Annotated in this window: 18 protein-coding genes; 12 read left to right on the forward strand and 6 right to left on the reverse strand. The window is 65.2% G+C overall.

All coding sequences use genetic code 11. The annotated features are described in order from the left end of the window. Nucleotides 1-272 precede the first annotated feature (272 nt). Nucleotides 273-842 (reverse strand): site-specific integrase, encoded by a 570-nt coding sequence (locus QHC78_RS17380; protein ID WP_319746773.1) that lies wholly within the window; start codon nucleotides 840-842, stop codon nucleotides 273-275. Nucleotides 843-1,011: 169 nt separating this feature from the next. Between QHC78_RS17380 and QHC78_RS17385 the strand changes: the two genes are divergently transcribed. Then, nucleotides 1,012-1,533: a hypothetical protein gene (locus QHC78_RS17385; protein ID WP_319746774.1), complete on the forward strand. Its 522-nt coding sequence runs from the start codon at nucleotides 1,012-1,014 to the stop codon at nucleotides 1,531-1,533. 92 nt (nucleotides 1,534-1,625) lie between these two features. Here QHC78_RS17385 and QHC78_RS17390 read toward each other — a convergent pair whose 3' ends face one another. Next, a complete protein-coding gene (locus QHC78_RS17390; RefSeq protein ID WP_319746776.1) occupies nucleotides 1,626-1,850 on the reverse strand; it encodes a hypothetical protein in 225 nt (74 codons plus the stop codon). Between the two features lie 50 nt (nucleotides 1,851-1,900). On the opposite strand from QHC78_RS17390, the gene QHC78_RS17395 reads away from it, so the two are divergent. From QHC78_RS17395 to QHC78_RS17415, 5 genes are all read left to right on the forward strand, one after another. Further along, on the forward strand, nucleotides 1,901-2,371 hold the full coding sequence (locus tag QHC78_RS17395) for an MOSC domain-containing protein (RefSeq protein ID WP_319746777.1): 471 nt from the start codon (nucleotides 1,901-1,903) through the stop codon (nucleotides 2,369-2,371). 290 nt (nucleotides 2,372-2,661) lie between these two features. Then, a complete protein-coding gene (locus QHC78_RS17400) occupies nucleotides 2,662-3,636 on the forward strand; it encodes a Bug family tripartite tricarboxylate transporter substrate binding protein (protein WP_319746779.1) in 975 nt (324 codons plus the stop codon). 63 nt (nucleotides 3,637-3,699) lie between these two features. Further along, on the forward strand, nucleotides 3,700-4,650 hold the full coding sequence (locus QHC78_RS17405; protein WP_319746780.1) for a Bug family tripartite tricarboxylate transporter substrate binding protein: 951 nt from the start codon (nucleotides 3,700-3,702) through the stop codon (nucleotides 4,648-4,650). After that, nucleotides 4,647-6,335 (forward strand): amidohydrolase, encoded by a 1,689-nt coding sequence (locus tag QHC78_RS17410; protein WP_319746781.1) that lies wholly within the window; start codon nucleotides 4,647-4,649, stop codon nucleotides 6,333-6,335. The genes QHC78_RS17405 and QHC78_RS17410 overlap by 4 nt, the downstream gene beginning before the upstream one ends. Before the next feature lie 19 nt (nucleotides 6,336-6,354). After that, nucleotides 6,355-7,932, forward strand: coding sequence for a gamma-glutamyltransferase family protein (locus QHC78_RS17415; protein WP_319746783.1), 1,578 nt, complete (start codon nucleotides 6,355-6,357; stop codon nucleotides 7,930-7,932). A gap of 9 nt (nucleotides 7,933-7,941) precedes the next feature. Here QHC78_RS17415 and QHC78_RS17420 read toward each other — a convergent pair whose 3' ends face one another. The 3 genes from QHC78_RS17420 to rsmD form a co-directional block, all read right to left on the reverse strand. Further along, a complete protein-coding gene (locus QHC78_RS17420) occupies nucleotides 7,942-8,217 on the reverse strand; it encodes a YfhL family 4Fe-4S dicluster ferredoxin (protein ID WP_319746784.1) in 276 nt (91 codons plus the stop codon). Between the two features lie 29 nt (nucleotides 8,218-8,246). Continuing rightward, nucleotides 8,247-8,747 (reverse strand): pantetheine-phosphate adenylyltransferase, encoded by a 501-nt coding sequence (gene coaD, locus QHC78_RS17425; RefSeq protein ID WP_319746786.1) that lies wholly within the window; start codon nucleotides 8,745-8,747, stop codon nucleotides 8,247-8,249. Nucleotides 8,748-8,959: 212 nt separating this feature from the next. Further along, nucleotides 8,960-9,565 carry a 16S rRNA (guanine(966)-N(2))-methyltransferase RsmD gene (gene rsmD / locus QHC78_RS17430; RefSeq protein ID WP_319746788.1) on the reverse strand — a complete coding sequence of 202 codons (606 nt, stop codon included), beginning with the start codon at nucleotides 9,563-9,565 and terminating at the stop codon, nucleotides 8,960-8,962. A gap of 111 nt (nucleotides 9,566-9,676) precedes the next feature. On the opposite strand from rsmD, the gene ftsY reads away from it, so the two are divergent. From ftsY to QHC78_RS17460, 6 genes are all read left to right on the forward strand, one after another. Further along, nucleotides 9,677-10,837, forward strand: coding sequence for a signal recognition particle-docking protein FtsY (ftsY, locus tag QHC78_RS17435; RefSeq protein WP_319746790.1), 1,161 nt, complete (start codon nucleotides 9,677-9,679; stop codon nucleotides 10,835-10,837). 310 nt (nucleotides 10,838-11,147) lie between these two features. Next, nucleotides 11,148-12,140, forward strand: coding sequence for a substrate-binding domain-containing protein (locus tag QHC78_RS17440; RefSeq protein ID WP_413816485.1), 993 nt, complete (start codon nucleotides 11,148-11,150; stop codon nucleotides 12,138-12,140). Nucleotides 12,141-12,149: 9 nt separating this feature from the next. After that, entirely contained in the window at nucleotides 12,150-13,019 is an 870-nt protein-coding gene (locus tag QHC78_RS17445; RefSeq protein ID WP_319746794.1) for an FAD binding domain-containing protein, read from the forward strand. 11 nt (nucleotides 13,020-13,030) lie between these two features. Continuing rightward, complete coding sequence (locus QHC78_RS17450) at nucleotides 13,031-13,537, forward strand: (2Fe-2S)-binding protein (protein ID WP_319746796.1); 507 nt, start codon at nucleotides 13,031-13,033, stop codon at nucleotides 13,535-13,537. Beyond that, a complete protein-coding gene (locus tag QHC78_RS17455) occupies nucleotides 13,524-15,881 on the forward strand; it encodes a xanthine dehydrogenase family protein molybdopterin-binding subunit (RefSeq protein ID WP_319746799.1) in 2,358 nt (785 codons plus the stop codon). The genes QHC78_RS17450 and QHC78_RS17455 overlap by 14 nt, the downstream gene beginning before the upstream one ends. A gap of 80 nt (nucleotides 15,882-15,961) precedes the next feature. After that, nucleotides 15,962-16,957 (forward strand): Bug family tripartite tricarboxylate transporter substrate binding protein, encoded by a 996-nt coding sequence (locus QHC78_RS17460; protein ID WP_319746800.1) that lies wholly within the window; start codon nucleotides 15,962-15,964, stop codon nucleotides 16,955-16,957. A gap of 55 nt (nucleotides 16,958-17,012) precedes the next feature. Here the strand turns inward: QHC78_RS17460 and QHC78_RS17465 are convergent, their stop codons facing one another. Next, on the reverse strand, nucleotides 17,013-17,555 hold the full coding sequence (locus QHC78_RS17465) for an SRPBCC family protein (RefSeq protein ID WP_319746802.1): 543 nt from the start codon (nucleotides 17,553-17,555) through the stop codon (nucleotides 17,013-17,015). Nucleotides 17,556-17,557 lie beyond the last annotated feature (2 nt).

The following is a 17,557-nucleotide window of genomic DNA, read 5'->3' on the forward strand; positions in this document are numbered from 1 at the left end:
TACGAGGAATCGCCAAGATTGATGACCATATGCCCAGGCATCAAGAATTTTGTTGCTATTCCTGACGCGCCGGAATCGGCAGTACACCCACCGAAATCCCGGCGGAGCTTGCTTCTCTGTTGTCATATATAGACTCCGGATACATCGGGAAGCTAGACGTACCCATTTGCTTGACAAAGGAGAATCCACTAGACTCATAGGCGCCAACCGTAGGCTGAGTGGGCTTCCCATTCTCCTACTGCGGAGGGGACGTGAGTCTCCTCCGCAATTCTCTACATCATGGCGTATGCCTTGATAATCGCGGCAAGGCGTGAAGCCTCGGCCTCAGTCAGATCAATCGGAAGACCTGTGATCTGGACTGTTACCCCCTCTCGAAGAGGCACCGGTACGTTCACACTGCCAGGGGTGCTGACATGCGTGGTCGTTGGCGGGGCGTGCTCTCCGCCCATCGGCTTGCCTTCTGCACGCTGATCTTCTGCCTTGCGGACAGCTTTTGCTGGCTTTTTCGCTGTTGATGATCCGTTGGATTTAAGTGCAGGCCGGAATTGGGCAGGATTTTCGACGTACTGGAAGAAATCGTTAAGGGCTGAACTGAGTCGACTACGGTAGACCATCAAGCTCTCTGGCTTGTAGTCTTTTCCGGCCTTATTCGCGAATCGCTGGAACACTAAGTCCAAGTCCAGCTGCTTGAGATCTGAAGCCTCTTGCTCATCAAGTACTCCCAAGATCTTATTCGCTGCTCCCTTGCGACTCTGCACAGTGTTCTTGTTCAGCAAGTGCTTGTTCGCCAGGTAGTCGAGGAACTCGTTAAGAGCCCGCAAGGAGTAGTCTTTGCCTGTCATGACGGCCCTTTTGATAAATTGATGGCGAGATCATAGGGGTTCTTGATTTTTCCGTCAAGGATCAAGCCATCAATTTTTGATGACTTGATGGGTTTGCCTCCCGCAGGGCTCCCGAATCCAGCGAAACACGACTTAATGGCTCCTACGTATCCAACAACAGGAGCACACCATGACGCTGGAAGAAATGAGCATGAAAGACCTGCTGACCCTGCACAACAGGATCGCCGACAAACCGGCTGGACCCAAGACCTTTGCGACCCGAGGCAAGCTGGTCGCGCGGATCGAGGCGATCGCGGTCGGCAAGAACATCGACGTCGCCTCGTTTGGGTGGCCGCAGCAGCCCGAGGCAGCCGTGCCGAGCACACAGCCGCAGGCCGAGGTCATCGAGAGCCCAGACGCTCAATCGGAGACCGTGAAGGCACCGCGTGGCAAGGGCATCGGCGCGCTCGCGCGGCAGTTCCTGATGGACCCCGCAGGCTATCCGCACGCGCTCATCGCCGCGATGGTCAATGCCCAGCTTGACGGCGCGCAGGCCACTGATAAATCGGTACGGTGGTACGCCAACGACATGCGCAAGAAGGGCATCGAGGTTCCGCCCCGTCAGAAGGTGCACCCCGCGGATATGAACGAGGAAGAATCGGCGCAGGCATTGAAGACCGTGCGGGTGGTCGAACCTGCCGCTGATGATTGATGGATGCTTTTCTGCCGTGCATAGACAAGGGCCACCGTCGCGGTGGCCCATTCGTTTAATACCCTTGGGCGCCGTGACGCCCCGACAGAGGATCAGGCAGCCACTTCTTCGTTCTTGTCTTCTTGCTCCTTAATGGCTTTTTCCGAAAGACGCGGCGGCCACAGGCCCTCGGTCCACACCAGCCCCAACCGTTCGAGGATGTGCTTCGACGCTGCATCTTGATGCCTGCGCAGGTGCTCATGGCCCACATGGATATAGCCCATCGTGACGTTGCTCGCCGCGTGGTTGAGCAGGTACTTCAGCTCCAGCAGCGGCACGCCCCGGCACGCCTTGCCGGCTCGTCAAGGTTCATCCCGAGTCGCAGCGCGTGGCCAGTGTGGCACGCATCGAAAACTGGCTGGCACGCCATCCTGTCGCCGAGGGTTTTCCACGGCACCACATATTCGCGTTTGCCGACGGCTATCCCATCCTGGTGACCAACGAGGCCTCGCTGGCCGAGCTGAACGACAGGCTGGTCGCCCAGGGCCAGCCCGCCGTGGGCATGGAGCGCTTCCGGCCCAATGTGGTGTTGAGCGAGTTCGGTGCCTTTGACGAGGACTACACCGTGCTCATCACCGTGGGCGACATTCGCATGGCGCTGGTCAAGCCCTGCGTGCGCTGCGAGATTCCCAACACCGACCAACAGACCGGCGCCCGGGCGGCCGAACCCATGGCCACATTGTCGACCTTTCGCAGCCAGCCCGAGGGCGTCACCTTCGGCATGAATGCCATCGTCAGCGCGCCGCCCGGGGCGGTGCTCAATGTCGGCGACCGGGCCGAGGTCGTACTCGACTTCTGATGCCGCTGCCGGCCGGGCCGGCGTCTCCACTATGCGCTGAAAACGGCGCGTTTTTTCCTCCCTCTTTCTCCTTCCTTTTTGTTCCAGCGGGCGGTCTTCCGGCGCGAGCGCTGTTGCCCTGCCGTCGAGGGATAACCCTCGATATAGGCTGCCGCGCGCCCAAAACAATCGATTGTTATTGACAAAAACGATTAAAGAAAAATATAAAAAATTAATCGAAGCGAAAAATAAAAATCGATTATCGGGTGGACGAGTTCCGGTTCCGCTGTACCTCGAGGGAGTTGCTCATCATGTGGCCTTACCGTGTAGTGTCCGCCGTTGCCTTGTCGTTGTGCCCGGTCTTCTTTTCCGCCGCGCATGCCCAGGCCTATCCTGCTCAGCCGATCAAGCTCGTGGTGCCGTTCCCGCCCGGCGGTGCGACCGACCTGCTGGCACGCAAGATGGCCGAACAACTCTCGCCGCGCCTGGGCCAGCCGGTGGTAGTGGAGAACCGGGCGGGTGCCGGCGGCATCATAGGCAGCCAGCAAGTCGCACGGGCTGCTCCAGACGGCTACACGCTCGTGGTCGGCGTCACGGGTTCCCATTCGATCAGCAACCACCTGACCGCCAAGCCGGCATACGACCCCGTAAAGGACTTCGAACCGGTCTCCTTGCTGGTGACGGCGCCGCTCGTGCTGGCCGTCCACCCTTCGGTACCGGCCGACGACTTGGGCGGGTTCATCGCCTATGCCAAGCGCAAGGCCGGCAGCGTGACTTACGGCTCCTCCGGTGCCGGTACGTCCTTGCACCTGACCGGAGAACTGTTCGACATCGCGGCGGGAACGCGCATGGTGCACGTTCCCTACAAGGGCAGTGCGCAGGCCATGGCCGACCTGGTTGGCGGGCAGATCCAGGCCATGTTCGTCGATCCGCCCGTGCTGGCCCCGTACCAGGGTGGCGGCAAGCTCAAGCTGCTCGCGGTGACGTCCAAGGCGCGTAGCCCCATCCTGCCTGATGTGCCCACCATGGCCGAGGCCGGGCTGCCGGATTTCGAAGTGCTGTCGTGGCAGGGACTGTTCGCCCCGGCCGGCACGCCCTCCGATGTCGTCCAGCGGCTCAATCGCGAGGTTGCCGCCGTGCTGGCCATGCCCGAAGTCTCCGGCTTTTTCGTCAAGCAAGGATTCGTCGTGGCGGGCGGCTCGCCGGCCGAGTTCCGGGCATTCGTCGCGTCCGAGGCCGAGCGCTGGGGACGGGTCGTCAAGCAATCGGGCATTTCCACTAACTGATGTTCGCCCGCGGACGCGGTCCGCGGGCACTGTCGAACCGCGATCGAGGCGGAGGTCCTCAGCATGAAAAAATTCCTGATTGGCCTGGTCCTGGCCGTACTGGCGGCACCGTTGACGCAGGCCGGTGCTGCATCCGATTATCCGAGCCGGCCCATACGCTGGATTGTTCCCTTCACCGCCGGCGGACCGGCCGACGTCATTGCCCGGCTGGTGGCGCCCAAGATTTCCGCGGAGCTGGGCCAGCCCATCGTGATCGAAAACCGCGCCGGCGCCGACAGCAATATCGGCCACGAAGCCGCTGCCCGGGCCACGCCCGATGGCTACACCATTCTGTACGTCGTGCCCAACCTGGTGACCAATCCTTCGCTCTACAAAGCGGCGGTGGATCCCATCAAGGAGCTGGCACCCGTCTCGCAATTGACAGCGCAGTCGTATCTATTGCTGGCGGGGGCGGACTTCAAGGCGAAATCCGTGGCGGACATCATCGCCCGGGCCAAGGACCGCGGCGTGACGTGCGCCTCCGGCGGAGGCTTGCCGGGATTCGGCTGCGAATGGCTGCGTTCCATGACCAAGGCGGACTTCGTGCACGTCCCGTTCAAGGGCAACGCGCCGGCGTTGACGGCGCTGATGGGCGGCCAGGTCGACATCCTGATCGATCTGTTCAACACCGCATTGCCCCAAGTGAAGGCCGGGCGGGTACAGCCGGTGGCGCTGACCCGCGCGGAGCGGGGCAACCCCTTGCCCGACCTGCCCGTCATTGCCGAGACGCTGCCCGGCTTCGTGCTGGTGGGCTGGCATGGCGTGATGGCACCCGCGGGTACGCCGGAGGCCGTCATACGCAAGCTCAATGCCGCCTTCGGCAAGGCGCTCGAGGATCCGGACGTCCGGCGGCGCATCAGCGACAGCTACATCGAGGTCGCCCATGGCTCGCCCGAGGCGTTTGGCCGGATCCTCGAAGAAGACTTGCGCAAGTACGCGCAGATTACGCAGGCCGCGGGCATTCAGAAGCAATGAGCAGCCCCGTCAATCCCGGCCGGGGGGACGATGTCGTCATGCGCGGCGGCCGCGTGCTCACCATGGCCCAGTCGTCACACGCATCGGCCTTGGCTTTCAGCGGCGGCCGCTTGACCGCCGTCGGCTCGGATCGCGATGTGTCGGCCCGCATCGGGCCGTCCACGCGAGTGATCGAGTTGGCGGGAAGGACGGTCATGCCCGGCATGACCGACGGTCACGCCCATATGGATAGGGAAGGCCTCAAGGGACTGCTGCCGTCGGTCTCCGGTTGCCGGTCGATCGCGGAACTGGTGGACAGGCTGCGCGAAGTGGCGGCCGCCACGCCGCGCGGCCAATGGATCGTGACCATGCCGCTCGGCGAGCCGCCGGAGTATCGCTGGTCTCCCGAGATGTATGCCGAAGGGCGCCTGCCGGACCGGCACGACCTGGATCGTGCCACGGGCGACCATCCTCTTTGGATACGGTGCGCGTGGGGATACTGGCCGGGCGCGGCACCGCTGGTTTCGGTCGCCAACACCGCCGCATTGCGCTTGGCGGGGGTCGGCGCCGATACGGCGTCGCCTTCGCCGCGGCTCCGGATAGAGAAGGATGCCGCCGGCGAACCGACGGGCCGCTTCTATGAAGATTCGCTGCAGCCGCTGGCCGAGTTCACCATTTTCCGCCTGGCGCCGCATTTCAATGAGCACGACCGGCTGCGTACGCTGGCGGCCTCGATGGAAGCCTATAACCGCTACGGTACGACGGCGGTGTTCGAGGGGCACGGCGCGGCGCCGGAACTGATCCGCGCCTACCGCTCGGTTCGGGCGGCCGGAAAGCCGTCGGTGCGGGTACGCCTGGTGTTTAGTCCGGGATGGAACCAGGCCTCCGGGGAAGACATCCGCAGCTGGGTGCGCGAGCATGCCCGGCGCCTGGGCGGCAAGGGCGAAGGGGACGAATGGCTGCGCCTGGAAGGGCTGTTCGCGGAACCCCAGACGCATCCGGAAGATGCCCGTTTGCGGGCTGCGTGCGCGCCGCAGACCGGGTGGGCGGGCTTTCGCTATGACTGCGGACTGCCGCCGGACAAGGTGCGCGTGCTGCTGGAGGAGGCCGCGCGGGCACGCCTGAGGGTCTGCGCCATCCAGACCGGCATGGCCGATGTATTCATCGACGTCGCCAAACGGGTGCCCATCGATGGCCTGCGCTGGGTAGTGGCCCATCCGGCCACCCTGGACCAACGGCAGATTGCCGGCATCCGCGAACATGGGATGGTGGTGACGACGCTCACGGGGGCCTACATCTGGCGTCGTGCCGCCGCCACGTTGCGGCGCGTGGGGAAGGAGCGCGAGGACACCCTGTGTCCTATCCGGTCCTTGCTCGACGCCGGCGTCCCGGTCGCCCTGGCCAGCGACAACCTGCCGGTTTCCCTGTGGAATACGGTCTGGCACGCGGTGTCCCGTATCGATCGCGAGACCGGCACCGTGATCGCCCCCGGACAGCGCATCTCGCGGGAGGCCGCCTTGCGCTGCGCGACCGTGCATGGCGCATGGCTCTGTCTTGACGAGCACGAGCGCGGGACGCTGGAAGCGGGCAAACTGGCGGATCTGCTCGTCCTGCCCGAGGACCCGCTCTCCATGCCGGAAGAGCGGCTCGCGCAGGTCGTCCCGGACGAAACCTGGGTGGGGGGGCGGCGGGTCTTTCCCCACTGAATGCATTGAAGGAAAAAGTATGGATTGGTCGTTTCCCCATCCCAGCCGGCGTTCTCCCGTGCTTGCCGACAACGTCGTGGCAGCATCCCAGCCGCTGGCGGCCCGTGCCGGCGTCGCCATGCTCGAGCAAGGCGGCAATGCGGTGGATGCGGCCATCGCCGCGGCGGCCGCGCTGACCGTGGTCGAACCGGTGATGAACGGCCTGGGCGGCGACGCCCAGGTGCTCATGTGGGATGGGCAGTCCGTCGTGGGCCTCAATGGCTGCGGCAAATCGCCGGCGGCCTGGTCGCCCGAGCGCTTCGGCCGGCACACGCGGATGCCCGACCTGGGCTGGGAGTCCGTCATCGTGCCGGGAGCGGTCGCCCTGTGGGCCGATCTGAGCGCCCGATACGGCAAATTGCCCTTCGATACCTTGCTGGCCCCGGCCATCCGCTATGCCCACGATGGCTTCCTGGTCAGCCCCATCATCGCGCGCCAGTGGGTGGTCCACGCCGATCGCCTGAAGGAGCAGCCGGGTTTTGCTGCTGCCTTCATGCCGGGAGGCCGCGCGCCGCAGGCCGGCGAACGTTTCCGCTTCCCGGCACTAGGCCGCTCGCTGGAGCGCATCGCGGCAACTCGCGGCCGGGATTTCTACGAAGGCGATATCGCCGCCGCCGTGGTCGCGGATGCCGACCGCCATGGCGCCGCCTTGTCGGCCCAGGACCTGGCTGCCCATTGCTCCGAATGGGTAGCGCCCCTTGGCCTGCGGTACCGGGGGCTGGACGTCTACCAGATGCCGCCGCCGGCCCAGGGGCTGGCGGTGCTGTCGGCACTGGGCATCATGCAGCACTTCGACCTCGGCCCCAGCCAGGATCCGGCGCTGCGCATGCACGTGCAGATCGAGGCGATGAAAATGGCTTTCGCCGATGTCTATGCGCACCTGGCCGACGCGGCCTGGATGCAGGGCGAGGCTGCCGCGCTGCTCGATCCGGAGTATCTGCGCTCACGTGCCGCGCGCATCGATCCCTCGCGGGCGGCCGCCCATCCGCCTTGCACGCTGCCGCGCCACGCTACCGTGTACTTGGCCGTCGCCGATCGCGACGGGATGGTGGTGTCTTTCATCCAGTCGAACTTCCACGGCTTCGGGTCGGGGGTCGTGGTGCCGGACACGGGCGTCAGTTTCCACAATCGCGGATCGGGATTCAGCCTCGAAGCCGGCCATCCCAACCAGGTGGCGGGCGCCAAGAAACCCTTCCACACCATCGTGCCGGGCCTGCTGGTCCGCGACGGCAGTCCGTGGGGTGCCCTGGGCGTGGTCGGAGCCGACATGCAACCCCAGGGCCAGGTTCAGATCATCTCGGCGCTGGAAGACCTGGGTTTGAACCCACAGGCAGCCCTGGATCTGCCCCGCTGGCGCATCGATCCCAAGGGCGCCGTCCGGCTCGAGGCGGCCGTGGCACCCGAGATCGAGCAAGGCCTCGCCGCGCGCGGGCATCCGGTGGTCCGGATGCCACCGGGCAACATCGATTTCGGTGGGGCGCAATGCGTGGTGCGGGTCGGCGACGGCTACGCGGGCGCATCCGACGCGAGCCGGGACGGCAGCGCCGTGGGCTTCTGAGGGCGGCGCTCAGTCGGACTGCTGGCCGGCCTCGGCTTGCTGGCCGGTCAGCCGTTCGAACTTGACCAGCAATTGGGGCCGGTCTTCCCGCCACTCCGGATTGAACTCTATGCACTCGACGGGGCACACGACCTTGCACTGGGGTTCGTCGTGATGTCCCACGCATTCGGTACAGCGGGCGGGATCGATCTCGTAGATCTCCTCGCCCATGTAGATGGCGTTATTGGGACACTCGGGCTCACAGACGTCGCAATTGATGCATTCGTCGGTAATCAGCAGAGCCATCGAAAACTTCCTTGCTACGTAAGGCGCGCTCAGGCGCTGTCGCGTCCGCCCATTTGCGCGACCTTGGCGTGCAGCCAGCGCTCGACCGAGGGGAACACGAATTTGCTCACGTCGCCGCCCAGCTGCGCGATTTCGCGGACGATGGTCCCCGAAATGAACTGGTACTGGTCAGACGGCGTGAGGAACATGGTTTCGACATCGGGAAGCAGGTATCGGTTCATTCCAGCCATCTGGAACTCGTATTCGAAGTCCGAGACGGCGCGCAGGCCGCGCACGATCACCCGTGCATTCTGCTCGCGCACGAAATCCTTGAGCAGGCCCGAGAAACTCGATACTTGCACGTTGGGGTAGTGGCTCAGGATTTCGCGGGCGATCTCGACACGTTCGCTGACGGTGAAGAACGGCGCCTTGTTGCGGCTGACCGCCACGCCGACCACCACCTTGTCGAACAGGCCGGCCGCGCGGCGGACCAGATCTTCGTGACCGCGGGTCATCGGGTCGAAGGTGCCAGGATAGACGGCAATGATCATGCGTAGGCTCCGTGTTTTATTGAATGGAGGTCGGTCTTGGGCACGCCGTGCCTCGGGCTGCATGGCAGCCGGGCGTGGGCCGGTCCGCCCCTCGCGGGATTGTTCTTTTCCCGCGGCCGGGCCGCGGTGTCCGTTTTCCCGATGATGTGATTATTTCCTTATTTGCGCGGCGCAGCAAATTGGATATTGCTCGTATCGCCGGTATCCAGCCGCTACGTTGTCCGGGGCAGCAGCCGGAACAGGTGGAAATAGACCGCCCCGGCCCGGTCCTGGCGTAGCAATTCCGTGCCGTCCGGGGGCGCGATCGACCCCTCCGCTTCGATGTACAGTATCCCTTTGTCAGTAAGTGCTTGCAATACGAGTGGCGTCACGCGTTCGAGCAAGCCTTGTCCAAACGGCGGGTCCAGCATGACGAGGTCGAAGCGGGCCCCGGGCTCCCGCCGCAGCGTTCCCAGCACGTCGCCGGCGACGACGCGTACGTTGTCCGCCCCCAGGCGCGTACGCAGCGCCTCCAGGGCGCCGGCGGCGCGGCGGTCGGCCTCGACCAGGACCGCTTGCGCCACCCCGCGCGAGGCGGCTTCCAGCCCCAGCGCGCCGGTTCCGGCGAAGGCGTCCAGGACGGTCTTGTCGCCGAACTCGCCTTCCCAGAGGTGGGTGAGCCAATTGAACAGCGTCTCACGCACCCGGTCCGGCGTCGGCCGCAAGCCGGGAAGGTCGAGGACCGGAATGGGCGTGCGCTTGTAGCGCCCGCCTATGATGCGGATCTTGTGCGGCGCGCTTCGGCTGGCGCGATGGGACGTCTGGCGGAGTGAGGGCATGGCGAGGGACCGGTAGAATTCCAGATTCTATATGCCGGCGGCGTGCCTGCCGAACGGCCGGCCGGGCCGTCGCGGCGTGATGCCGGGTGCAGTTTCATCAGACAGGTTTCCATGTTCAGTTTCTTCAAGAAAAAAGCCCCCCCTCCGTCCGATGAAGGCAAGGACCGCCCAGCCGCAGAGGCAGACGCGGCTGTCGAGGACCAGGCCGGACAGGCGCCCGCTGCCCAGGAAAGCGTGGCGGCCGCCGCATCGCCTGCGGCCGAGGCCGGCCCCCAGGCTGGGAGCCCGGACCGGATTGCCCCCAGCCCGGTCGATCAACCTACGTCCGTTCCCGCCGCGGCGGAGGCCGCCCCGCCGGCCAAGGCCTCGTGGCTGGCCCGCCTCAAGAGCGGCCTGTCGCGCACCGGCCAGAACCTGACTTCCCTGTTCGTGGGAGTCAAGGTCGATGAGGAATTGTTCGAAGAACTCGAGACCGCGCTCATCATGGCCGATGCCGGTGTGGATGCCGCCCAGTCGCTGATCAAGCAGCTGCGCGACCGGGTCCGGCAGGAGCGCATCGAGGACGGCGACCGCGTCCGCCAGGTGCTGCGCGAGGTGCTCGCCAGCCATCTGCGCCCGCTGGAGTGCCGCTTCGACCTCGATCGGCCCGCGCCTATCGTCACCATGATCGCGGGCGTGAACGGTGCCGGCAAGACCACGTCCATCGGCAAGCTGGCCCGCACCTTCCAGCAGCAGGGCCGGCGCGTGCTGTTGGCTGCCGGCGATACTTTCCGGGCGGCGGCGCGCGAGCAGTTGATGGAATGGGGCAAGCGCAACGACGTGACGGTGGTCGCGCAAGAGGGCGGCGACCCCGCCGCGGTGGCCTTCGATGCGGTCAAGTCCGGGCAGGCGCGCGGCATGGGCGTCGTCATGGTCGATACCGCCGGGCGCCTGCCTACCCAGTTGCACCTGATGGAAGAGGTCAAGAAGATCAAGCGCGTGATCGCCAAGGCCGACGCCACCGCACCTCACGAAGTCCTGCTGGTGATCGACGGCAATACCGGCCAGAACGCCCTGGCCCAGATCAAGGCCTTCGACGAAGCGCTGGGGTTGACCGGCCTGATCGTGACCAAGCTGGATGGCACCGCCAAGGGCGGCATCCTGGCGGCCGTCGCGGCGGGCGCCCAGGGCGTACGTCCGGTGCCGGTGTATTGGATAGGCGTGGGCGAGGGCATCGACGACCTTCAACCGTTCGTGGCCGACGAGTTCGCCGGCGCCTTGCTGGGTAACTGACCCAAGCGGCCGCGTGGCCGCTCCTCCATTGGCCACGGCGACTGCCGCGGCCTTCGCGAGCCGGCTGGTGCCGGCGTCGCCCTTCCCCCTCCTGATCGATCTCGAGCGCCGCGACGTCGGATGCGGCCCTCGCGGATCAATCTTCCTGCTGCCGTATATCCAATATTGACCGCATGGCCAGCTAGGCCAGAAAAAAACCTTTGATATGACTTGTTGACGGATATAAGATATTGACTGTTTGGTCAATTACAAATCCGCGCAGGCACAAGGCCGTCCCGTTGCTGCGCACCCATGGTCTCGACGCTTCCCTATGAAAAGCCTGCAATTGAGCATGAGTTGTGCAAACTACGACCGTACGTCGGCGCTGATGGACGGACGGGCCGCTATCGAAGGCGTGGAACTCGTCACGTCGCAGCTGGAGCCCGAAGAGTCGTTCCACCGCGCGTTCAAGTACGCGGAGTTCGACATCTGCGAGATCTCGCTCAGCAGTCATACGATGATGACGTCCCGCGGCGAGAACGCGTATGTCGCGATCCCCGCCTTCGTTTCGCGGCTATTCCGCCATTCGGGCATCTATATCCGTACTGACCGGGGAATCCGGTCGCCGTCGGACCTGGCGGGCAAAAAGGTGGGACTGCCTGAGTACCAGATCACGGCCAACGTCTGGATCCGCGGCATCCTTCAGGACGATTACGGCCTGGATCCCGCGTCTGTGCGGTGGCGGCGCGGCGGCGTCGAACAGGCGGGACGCGAAGAACGCGCGCCGATCAAGCTGCCGCCGGGGATAGAGCTGGAGCAGATTCCGGGCGACAGGACCTTGAGCGGCATGCTCGCCGACGGCGAGCTCGATGCCGTCATCAGCGCTCGGGCGCCATCCTGTTTCCTGCGCGGCGAGCCGGGTGTCGCCCGCATGTTCCCCAATTATCCGGACGTGGAAGCGGACTACTTCCGACGTACGCGCATCTTTCCGACCATGCACGCCATCGGCATACGCAAGGAGCTGGTCGAGCGGCATCCTTGGCTGCCCGTGAACGTGCTCAAGGCGTTCAGCCGCGCCAAGGACCTGGCCTTCACCGAGATGGGGCAGATCGGCCATCTCTATCACAGCCTGCCCTGGGGCGTCGCGGCCTACGAGCAGGCCAAGCGCGAGATGGGCGATGACTATTGGAGCTATGGCTTCGAGGCTAATCGACATGTCCTCGATACTTTCGTCCGCTATCACCACGAGCAGGGCCTGTCTGCACGCAAGGTCGCGCCTGAAGAGTTGTTTTCGCCGTCCACCCTCGACCTGACCCGGATCTGAGGCGGCGACATGAAACCGTCTCCCTTCTCTCTTCACCTGCCCGAGTCGCTGGCCGAGGCACTGGACCTGCTGGCGAGCAGTGACAACGCGCGGGTGATCGCGGGCGGCCAGTCCCTGATGCCCATGCTCAACCTCCGGCTCGCCGCTCCCGACGACGTGATCGATCTCAACGGTATCTCCGAACTGGCGGGCCTGCGTGAGGAAGGAAACGATATCGTCATCGGCGCGATGACCCGCCAGCGGGACATCGAATTCTCGCCCATGGTGGCCGAGCGTCTGCCCCTGCTCAAGGAAGCCATCCTGAACGTGGGCCACAGGCAGACGCGCAATCGCGGCACTGTGGGTGGCAGCCTGTGCCACTTGGATCCCTCGGCGGAGCAGCCGGCTGTCGCGGTCGCTATGGATGTCCGGCTGTCGCTACGCAGCGTGCGCGGCGAACGGACGGTATCCATGCGGGACTTCGCCGTGGATCTGATGACCTCCTGCCTGGAGCCCGACGAGGTCCTGGCCGCCGTTCGTTTCACCCCCTGGCCCGCGCGCGCCGGCCACGCATTCGTGGAATACGGCCGCAGACACGGCGACTTCGCCATCGTGTCGGCCGCCGCGCTCGTCCTGCTGGATGCTGGCGGCGCGGTGGAACGTTGTTCGTTGACCCTGGGGGGCGTGGCGTCGGTGCCATTCCGCGTCGAGGCCGCCGAACGCGTACTCCAAGGAAGCCGGCCGACCGAAGCGGTAGTGCGCGAAGCGTGCTCGCAGGCCGCCAAGTGCGAGGCGATCAGCGATCCCGCCTATCCCGCGTGGTACCGCCAGCGGCTGGCCCAGCGCCTGCTCGAACGCACGGTGGCCAAGGCACTCGAACGCGCCGCCGTCCAATCCTAGGAGCATCCACCATGAAGAAATTCGAAGTCGGTGAGCTGGCGCGGATATCCCTGTGCGTCAATGGCACCCGGCACACCGTCAGCGTTGAACCGCGGACCACGCTCGGCGATTGCCTGCGCAACGACCTGGGTCTGACCGGGACCCACCTGGGCTGCGAGCACGGCGTCTGCGGCGCCTGCACCGTGCACGTCGATGGGGCCACCGCGCGCAGCTGCCTGATGCTGGCGGCGCAGGCACAGCGCTACGAGATCCACACGGTCGAATCGCTGGCCCGCGATGGCGAACTCAGCGATCTCCAGCAGGCATTCCGGGAACTGCATGGATTGCAGTGCGGATTCTGTACCCCGGGGATTCTGATGAGCCTGACCGAACTGCTGCGCGACATGCCTGACGCTACCGAAGAAGACGTAAGGTTGGCGCTGTCCGGGCACATCTGCCGCTGTACCGGCTACCAGAATATCGTGGCGGCCGCTATGCGTGCCCTGGAAAGCAGGAGGGCCGCTCATGAACGCGCGTGACCGGGCCCCCGTCTCCCATATCGGCGAGCGCGCACTGCGTGCCGAGGACGTCCGCCTGTTGACGGGAACCGGCCGGTACGTGGCCGATATCGACCTGCCCGACGCGCTGCACGTAGCCTTCGTCCGTAGTCCCTACGCCCATGCATTGATCCGAGGCGTGGACGGATCGGCCGCGCTGAATGTCCCGGGCGTGGTCGCGGTCATAGACGCGCGCGAAATGGCGACCTACGTCGAGGCTATTCGCATGCCGCTCGGCTGGCCGACCAGCGATTTGCCGCCCGACATCACGCCCTACGTCCTGTGTCCCGAGGAAGTGTGCTTCGTGGGCGAGCCGGTGGCCATGGTGCTGGCCACCTCGCGCTACATCGCGGAGGACGGCGCGGCGCTGGTGATGGTGGACTACGAGCAGCTGCCGGCGGTATCCGACATGCAGGCCGCGCTGGAGCCGGACGCGCCCAAAGTGCGGCGCGAGGCACCTAGCAACGTGCTGCGGGAGTTCCGTGTAGGCTACGGCAATTGCGATGCCGCGTTCCAGGATGCGCCGCACGTTTTTCGCGAGACGATTTCGCAGCATCGCGGCGGCGCCCACCCCATGGAAGGCCGCGCCATGGTGGCGCAGTACGACAAGCACCACGGGGCGCTGATGATCTGGGCGTCGACCCAGATGCCGCACGAGCTGGCCTTCACCGTCGCCAAGGCGCTGGGGCTGCCCGACTCGCTGGTCCGGGTCGTGGCGCCTGACGTGGGCGGGGGCTTCGGCTGCAAGTACGTGGTCTATCCCGAGGAACTGGCGGTGGCCGCCGTCGCCTGGCACCACAAGCGCGCCGTCAAGTGGGTCGAGGACCGCATGGAGCACTTCCTCGGCGCTATCCAGGAGCGCGACCAGCTGTGGGAGGTGGAGGTAGCCTGCGACGAGCGGGGGACGGTCCGCGGCATACGCGGGACCATGCTTCACGACCAGGGCGCCTACACACCCCAAGGCGTCAATTGCGCCTATAACGCCAGCACGGCGGTGACCGGCCCCTATTCCATTCCGGCCTACGAGATGCGGGTTACGGTCGTGCAGACCAACAAGGTCTATGTGATCCCCATCCGGGGAGCAGGGTATCCGCAAGGGACCTTCGTGATGGAACGGTTGCTCGACCGGATCGCTTTCGAGCTGGGTGAGGACCGAGCGGCGGTGCGAGCGCGCAATCTTGTATCCCCGGAAATGATGCCCTACGTCAAGCCGCTGACCGCGCGCTCGGGCCGGCCGATCGTCCTCGATAGCGGCGACTACCTGGATGCACAGCGCCGCGTGCTCAAGCAGATCGGCTATGAGGAGTTCGAGGCGCGGCGTCTGGCGGCCAGGCGGGAAGGGCGCTACATCGGCCTGGGATTCGCGCATGCCGTCAAGGGAACAGGACGAGGGCCGTTCGAATCCGGCAGTGTCCGCGTGTCGTCGAACGGGCACGTTACCGTAGCCACGGGAGCCATGGCGATGGGACAGGGCCTGAATACCGTGATGGCGCAGATCGCCGCGGAACAATTATGCGTGCCGGTCGAATCGGTGCAGGTGATCTCCGGCGACACCGCCCACACCTCGATGGGCGTGGGCGGGTTCGCCAGCCGGCAGACCGTGACGGCCGGTTCGTCCGTGCACTACGCGGCCGTGGCGGTGGCGGCCAAGCTGCGCAAGGTCGGCGCCTACATGCTGAAGGTGGACGAATCCGCGGTTACCTTGCGCGACGGCATGGTCTGCGCGACCGGGGGGGCTGGCGGCACCGTGACCTACAGCGAGATCGCGCGCCTACTGCGTGGCATCCCCGGCTACGACTTGCCGCCCGGAGTCGGGGCGGGGCTCGAGGCGACCATCCATTGGGAGCCCACCGACATGGCGTACGCGCACGGCTTTCACGCCTGCGAAGTCGACGTCGATATCGTGACCGGCGAGGTTCGCATCCTGCGCTATGTCGCGACGCATGACAGCGGCACGCTGATCAACCCCATGACCGCCGAGGGGCAGATTCAAGGGGGCATCGTGCACGGCATAGGGAACGCCTTGTTCGAGCACATGCGCTACGACGACCAGGCCCAACCCATCAGCACGACCTTCGCGGACTACCTGTTGACGACAGCCACTGAAGTGCCGCCGCTGGAGATCTCGTTCACCGAGTCGCCAGCGCCCAGCAACCCGCTGGGCGTGAAGGGGGTGGGCGAGGCCGGGACGATTCCAGTCACTGCGGCCATTGCCTCCGCCATCGACGACGCTTTGGCGGATTTCAGTATCCGGGTATCACGGGTGCCCGTGGAGCCGGTCGAACTCGTCCGGCAGATCGCCGCGCACGAGCAGGCGGCGGGCTAACGCCTTGCCATACCGCCGGCTTCGCGCCGGCGCATTCATCGATCCAAGCAGGTCTCATTTTCCTGGGAAGGGGTTGAACAATGTCTAGCTTGAACAAGGTGCGCGGGTGCGCAGGCATCGTCGCGGGACTACTCATGGCGGCTTCGCCGCTGGGACATGCCGAGGTCCGGTTTCCGACCAAGGCGGTGCGCATTGTGGTCGGTTTCACGCCCGGCGGAGCGGCCGACCAGACCGCGCGCATAATGGCTGAAAAACTGGCGGAGAAATGGAAGCCACACGCCGTGGTGGTGGAGAACGTGATCGGCGCGGGCGGCAACATCGGCGCGCTGAACGTCTATCGTTCCCCGCCTGACGGCCATACCTTGCTGCTGGTCAGCAACACGCACGCGATAAACCGGGTGCTCTATACCGAAACGGAATTCGACATCACCAAAGACTTCGCGTTCCCGGGCATGATGACGTCCTCGGCCATCGTCATCGCCGTCAATCCCAAGGCCGGCGTCAAGACCATGCCTGAGTTGGTGGCAAAGATGGAGCGGGAAAAGGGCGAGATGAATTACCTGACCTGCGGCGCGGCAACGGCCCACCATTTCGCGATGGAACTGATCAAGGCCGAGCTCCACACCAAGGCTGTGCATGTGCCGCACCGGGGTTGCAGTCCGGCCGTGGTGGACGCGGTCGCGGGCCACGTCGACACGGTCGTGGCGACCATGCCCACGGTTCTTCCATTCATCAAGAGCGGCAAGCTGGTACCCATCGCGGTTACCTCTGCGCGGCGCTCGGAGTCGGCCAAGGACATACCTACCGTGGCGGAATCCGGCATTCCGGCCTTGAAGAATTTTTCTGTGGAAAACTACTATGGCCTCGCCGCGCCGGCGGGGACGCCCAAGGACGTCGTGGCCAAGATCGGGAGCGATGTCAGGCAGGCGTTGGAGTCGCCGGATATACGCGCAAAGCTGTCCGGCGCGGGGCTGGACGTACTTCTCCTGGATTCGGAGAAGTCGGCCGAGCTGATCAAGCGGGATGTAGCAAGCTACGGCGCGGCGGCCAAGACGGCCGGCATCAAGGCCGAGTGACTCGCAAGGTTTCCGGGACGCGGCGAGTCAGCGTCCCGGGGGCTTTCTTTGCTGCCTAAGACGGCTCGCTTTCTTTTCTGAACAGCCGCTTCCACCGCGGAACCGAGTCACCGGATTGGTCCGGGGCCGGCTCTGCCAGGCCTTGCGTATCTCTCGCGTCCGGCTGCATGAGCGCGTTGAATTTGCCGAAGAATTCGTCTGACAGCTTGCGCGCCGCGGCTTCGATCAGGCGTGCGCCCACCTGTGCCAGCTTGCCACCGATCGAGGCATCGACAGTGTAGGTCAGGCGGGTGGCACCGGCCTCGGGCGCGAGCCGGACGGCGGCCGTGCCTTTGCCGAACCCGGCCGCGCCGCCCTGGCCCTCGAACTCCAGGCGGTAAGCCGTCGGAGCCTGGATGTCCAGCAGCCGCAGCTTGCCCTTGAATTTTGCGCTGATAGGACCGACCCGTACGGCCATGTCGACCCGATAGGCATGTTCGCCATCTTCCGTAATGGCATCGCAGCCCGGAATGCATTGCCGCAGTATCTCGGGATCGTTTAGCGCTGCCCACGTCGTTTGCTGGTCCGCGGGCACCAGCTGTTCGCCAACCAATTGCATCG

This window comes from Pigmentiphaga sp. (assembly GCF_033795525.1).
In the GTDB taxonomy this organism is placed as follows: domain Bacteria; phylum Pseudomonadota; class Gammaproteobacteria; order Burkholderiales; family Burkholderiaceae_B; genus Pigmentiphaga.

Bases quoted from the DNA above. Each gene is read 5' to 3' on its own strand.
- QHC78_RS17380 (WP_319746773.1), bottom strand. From the start codon at position 842: ATGACAGGCAAAGACTACTCCTTGCGGGCTCTTAACGAGTTCCTCGAC.
- QHC78_RS17385 (WP_319746774.1), top strand. From the start codon at position 1,012: ATGACGCTGGAAGAAATGAGCATGAAAGACCTGCTGACCCTGCACAAC.
- QHC78_RS17400 (WP_319746779.1), top strand. From the start codon at position 2,662: ATGTGGCCTTACCGTGTAGTGTCCGCCGTTGCCTTGTCGTTGTGCCCG.
- QHC78_RS17405 (WP_319746780.1), top strand. From the start codon at position 3,700: ATGAAAAAATTCCTGATTGGCCTGGTCCTGGCCGTACTGGCGGCACCG.
- QHC78_RS17410 (WP_319746781.1), top strand. From the start codon at position 4,647: ATGAGCAGCCCCGTCAATCCCGGCCGGGGGGACGATGTCGTCATGCGC.
- QHC78_RS17415 (WP_319746783.1), top strand. From the start codon at position 6,355: ATGGATTGGTCGTTTCCCCATCCCAGCCGGCGTTCTCCCGTGCTTGCC.
- QHC78_RS17420 (WP_319746784.1), bottom strand. From the start codon at position 8,217: ATGGCTCTGCTGATTACCGACGAATGCATCAATTGCGACGTCTGTGAG.
- coaD (WP_319746786.1), bottom strand. From the start codon at position 8,747: ATGATCATTGCCGTCTATCCTGGCACCTTCGACCCGATGACCCGCGGT.
- rsmD (WP_319746788.1), bottom strand. From the start codon at position 9,565: ATGCCCTCACTCCGCCAGACGTCCCATCGCGCCAGCCGAAGCGCGCCG.
- ftsY (WP_319746790.1), top strand. From the start codon at position 9,677: ATGTTCAGTTTCTTCAAGAAAAAAGCCCCCCCTCCGTCCGATGAAGGC.
- QHC78_RS17440 (WP_413816485.1), top strand. From the start codon at position 11,148: ATGAAAAGCCTGCAATTGAGCATGAGTTGTGCAAACTACGACCGTACG.
- QHC78_RS17445 (WP_319746794.1), top strand. From the start codon at position 12,150: ATGAAACCGTCTCCCTTCTCTCTTCACCTGCCCGAGTCGCTGGCCGAG.
- QHC78_RS17450 (WP_319746796.1), top strand. From the start codon at position 13,031: ATGAAGAAATTCGAAGTCGGTGAGCTGGCGCGGATATCCCTGTGCGTC.
- QHC78_RS17455 (WP_319746799.1), top strand. From the start codon at position 13,524: ATGAACGCGCGTGACCGGGCCCCCGTCTCCCATATCGGCGAGCGCGCA.
- QHC78_RS17460 (WP_319746800.1), top strand. From the start codon at position 15,962: ATGTCTAGCTTGAACAAGGTGCGCGGGTGCGCAGGCATCGTCGCGGGA.
- QHC78_RS17465 (WP_319746802.1), bottom strand. From the start codon at position 17,555: ATGCAATTGGTTGGCGAACAGCTGGTGCCCGCGGACCAGCAAACGACG.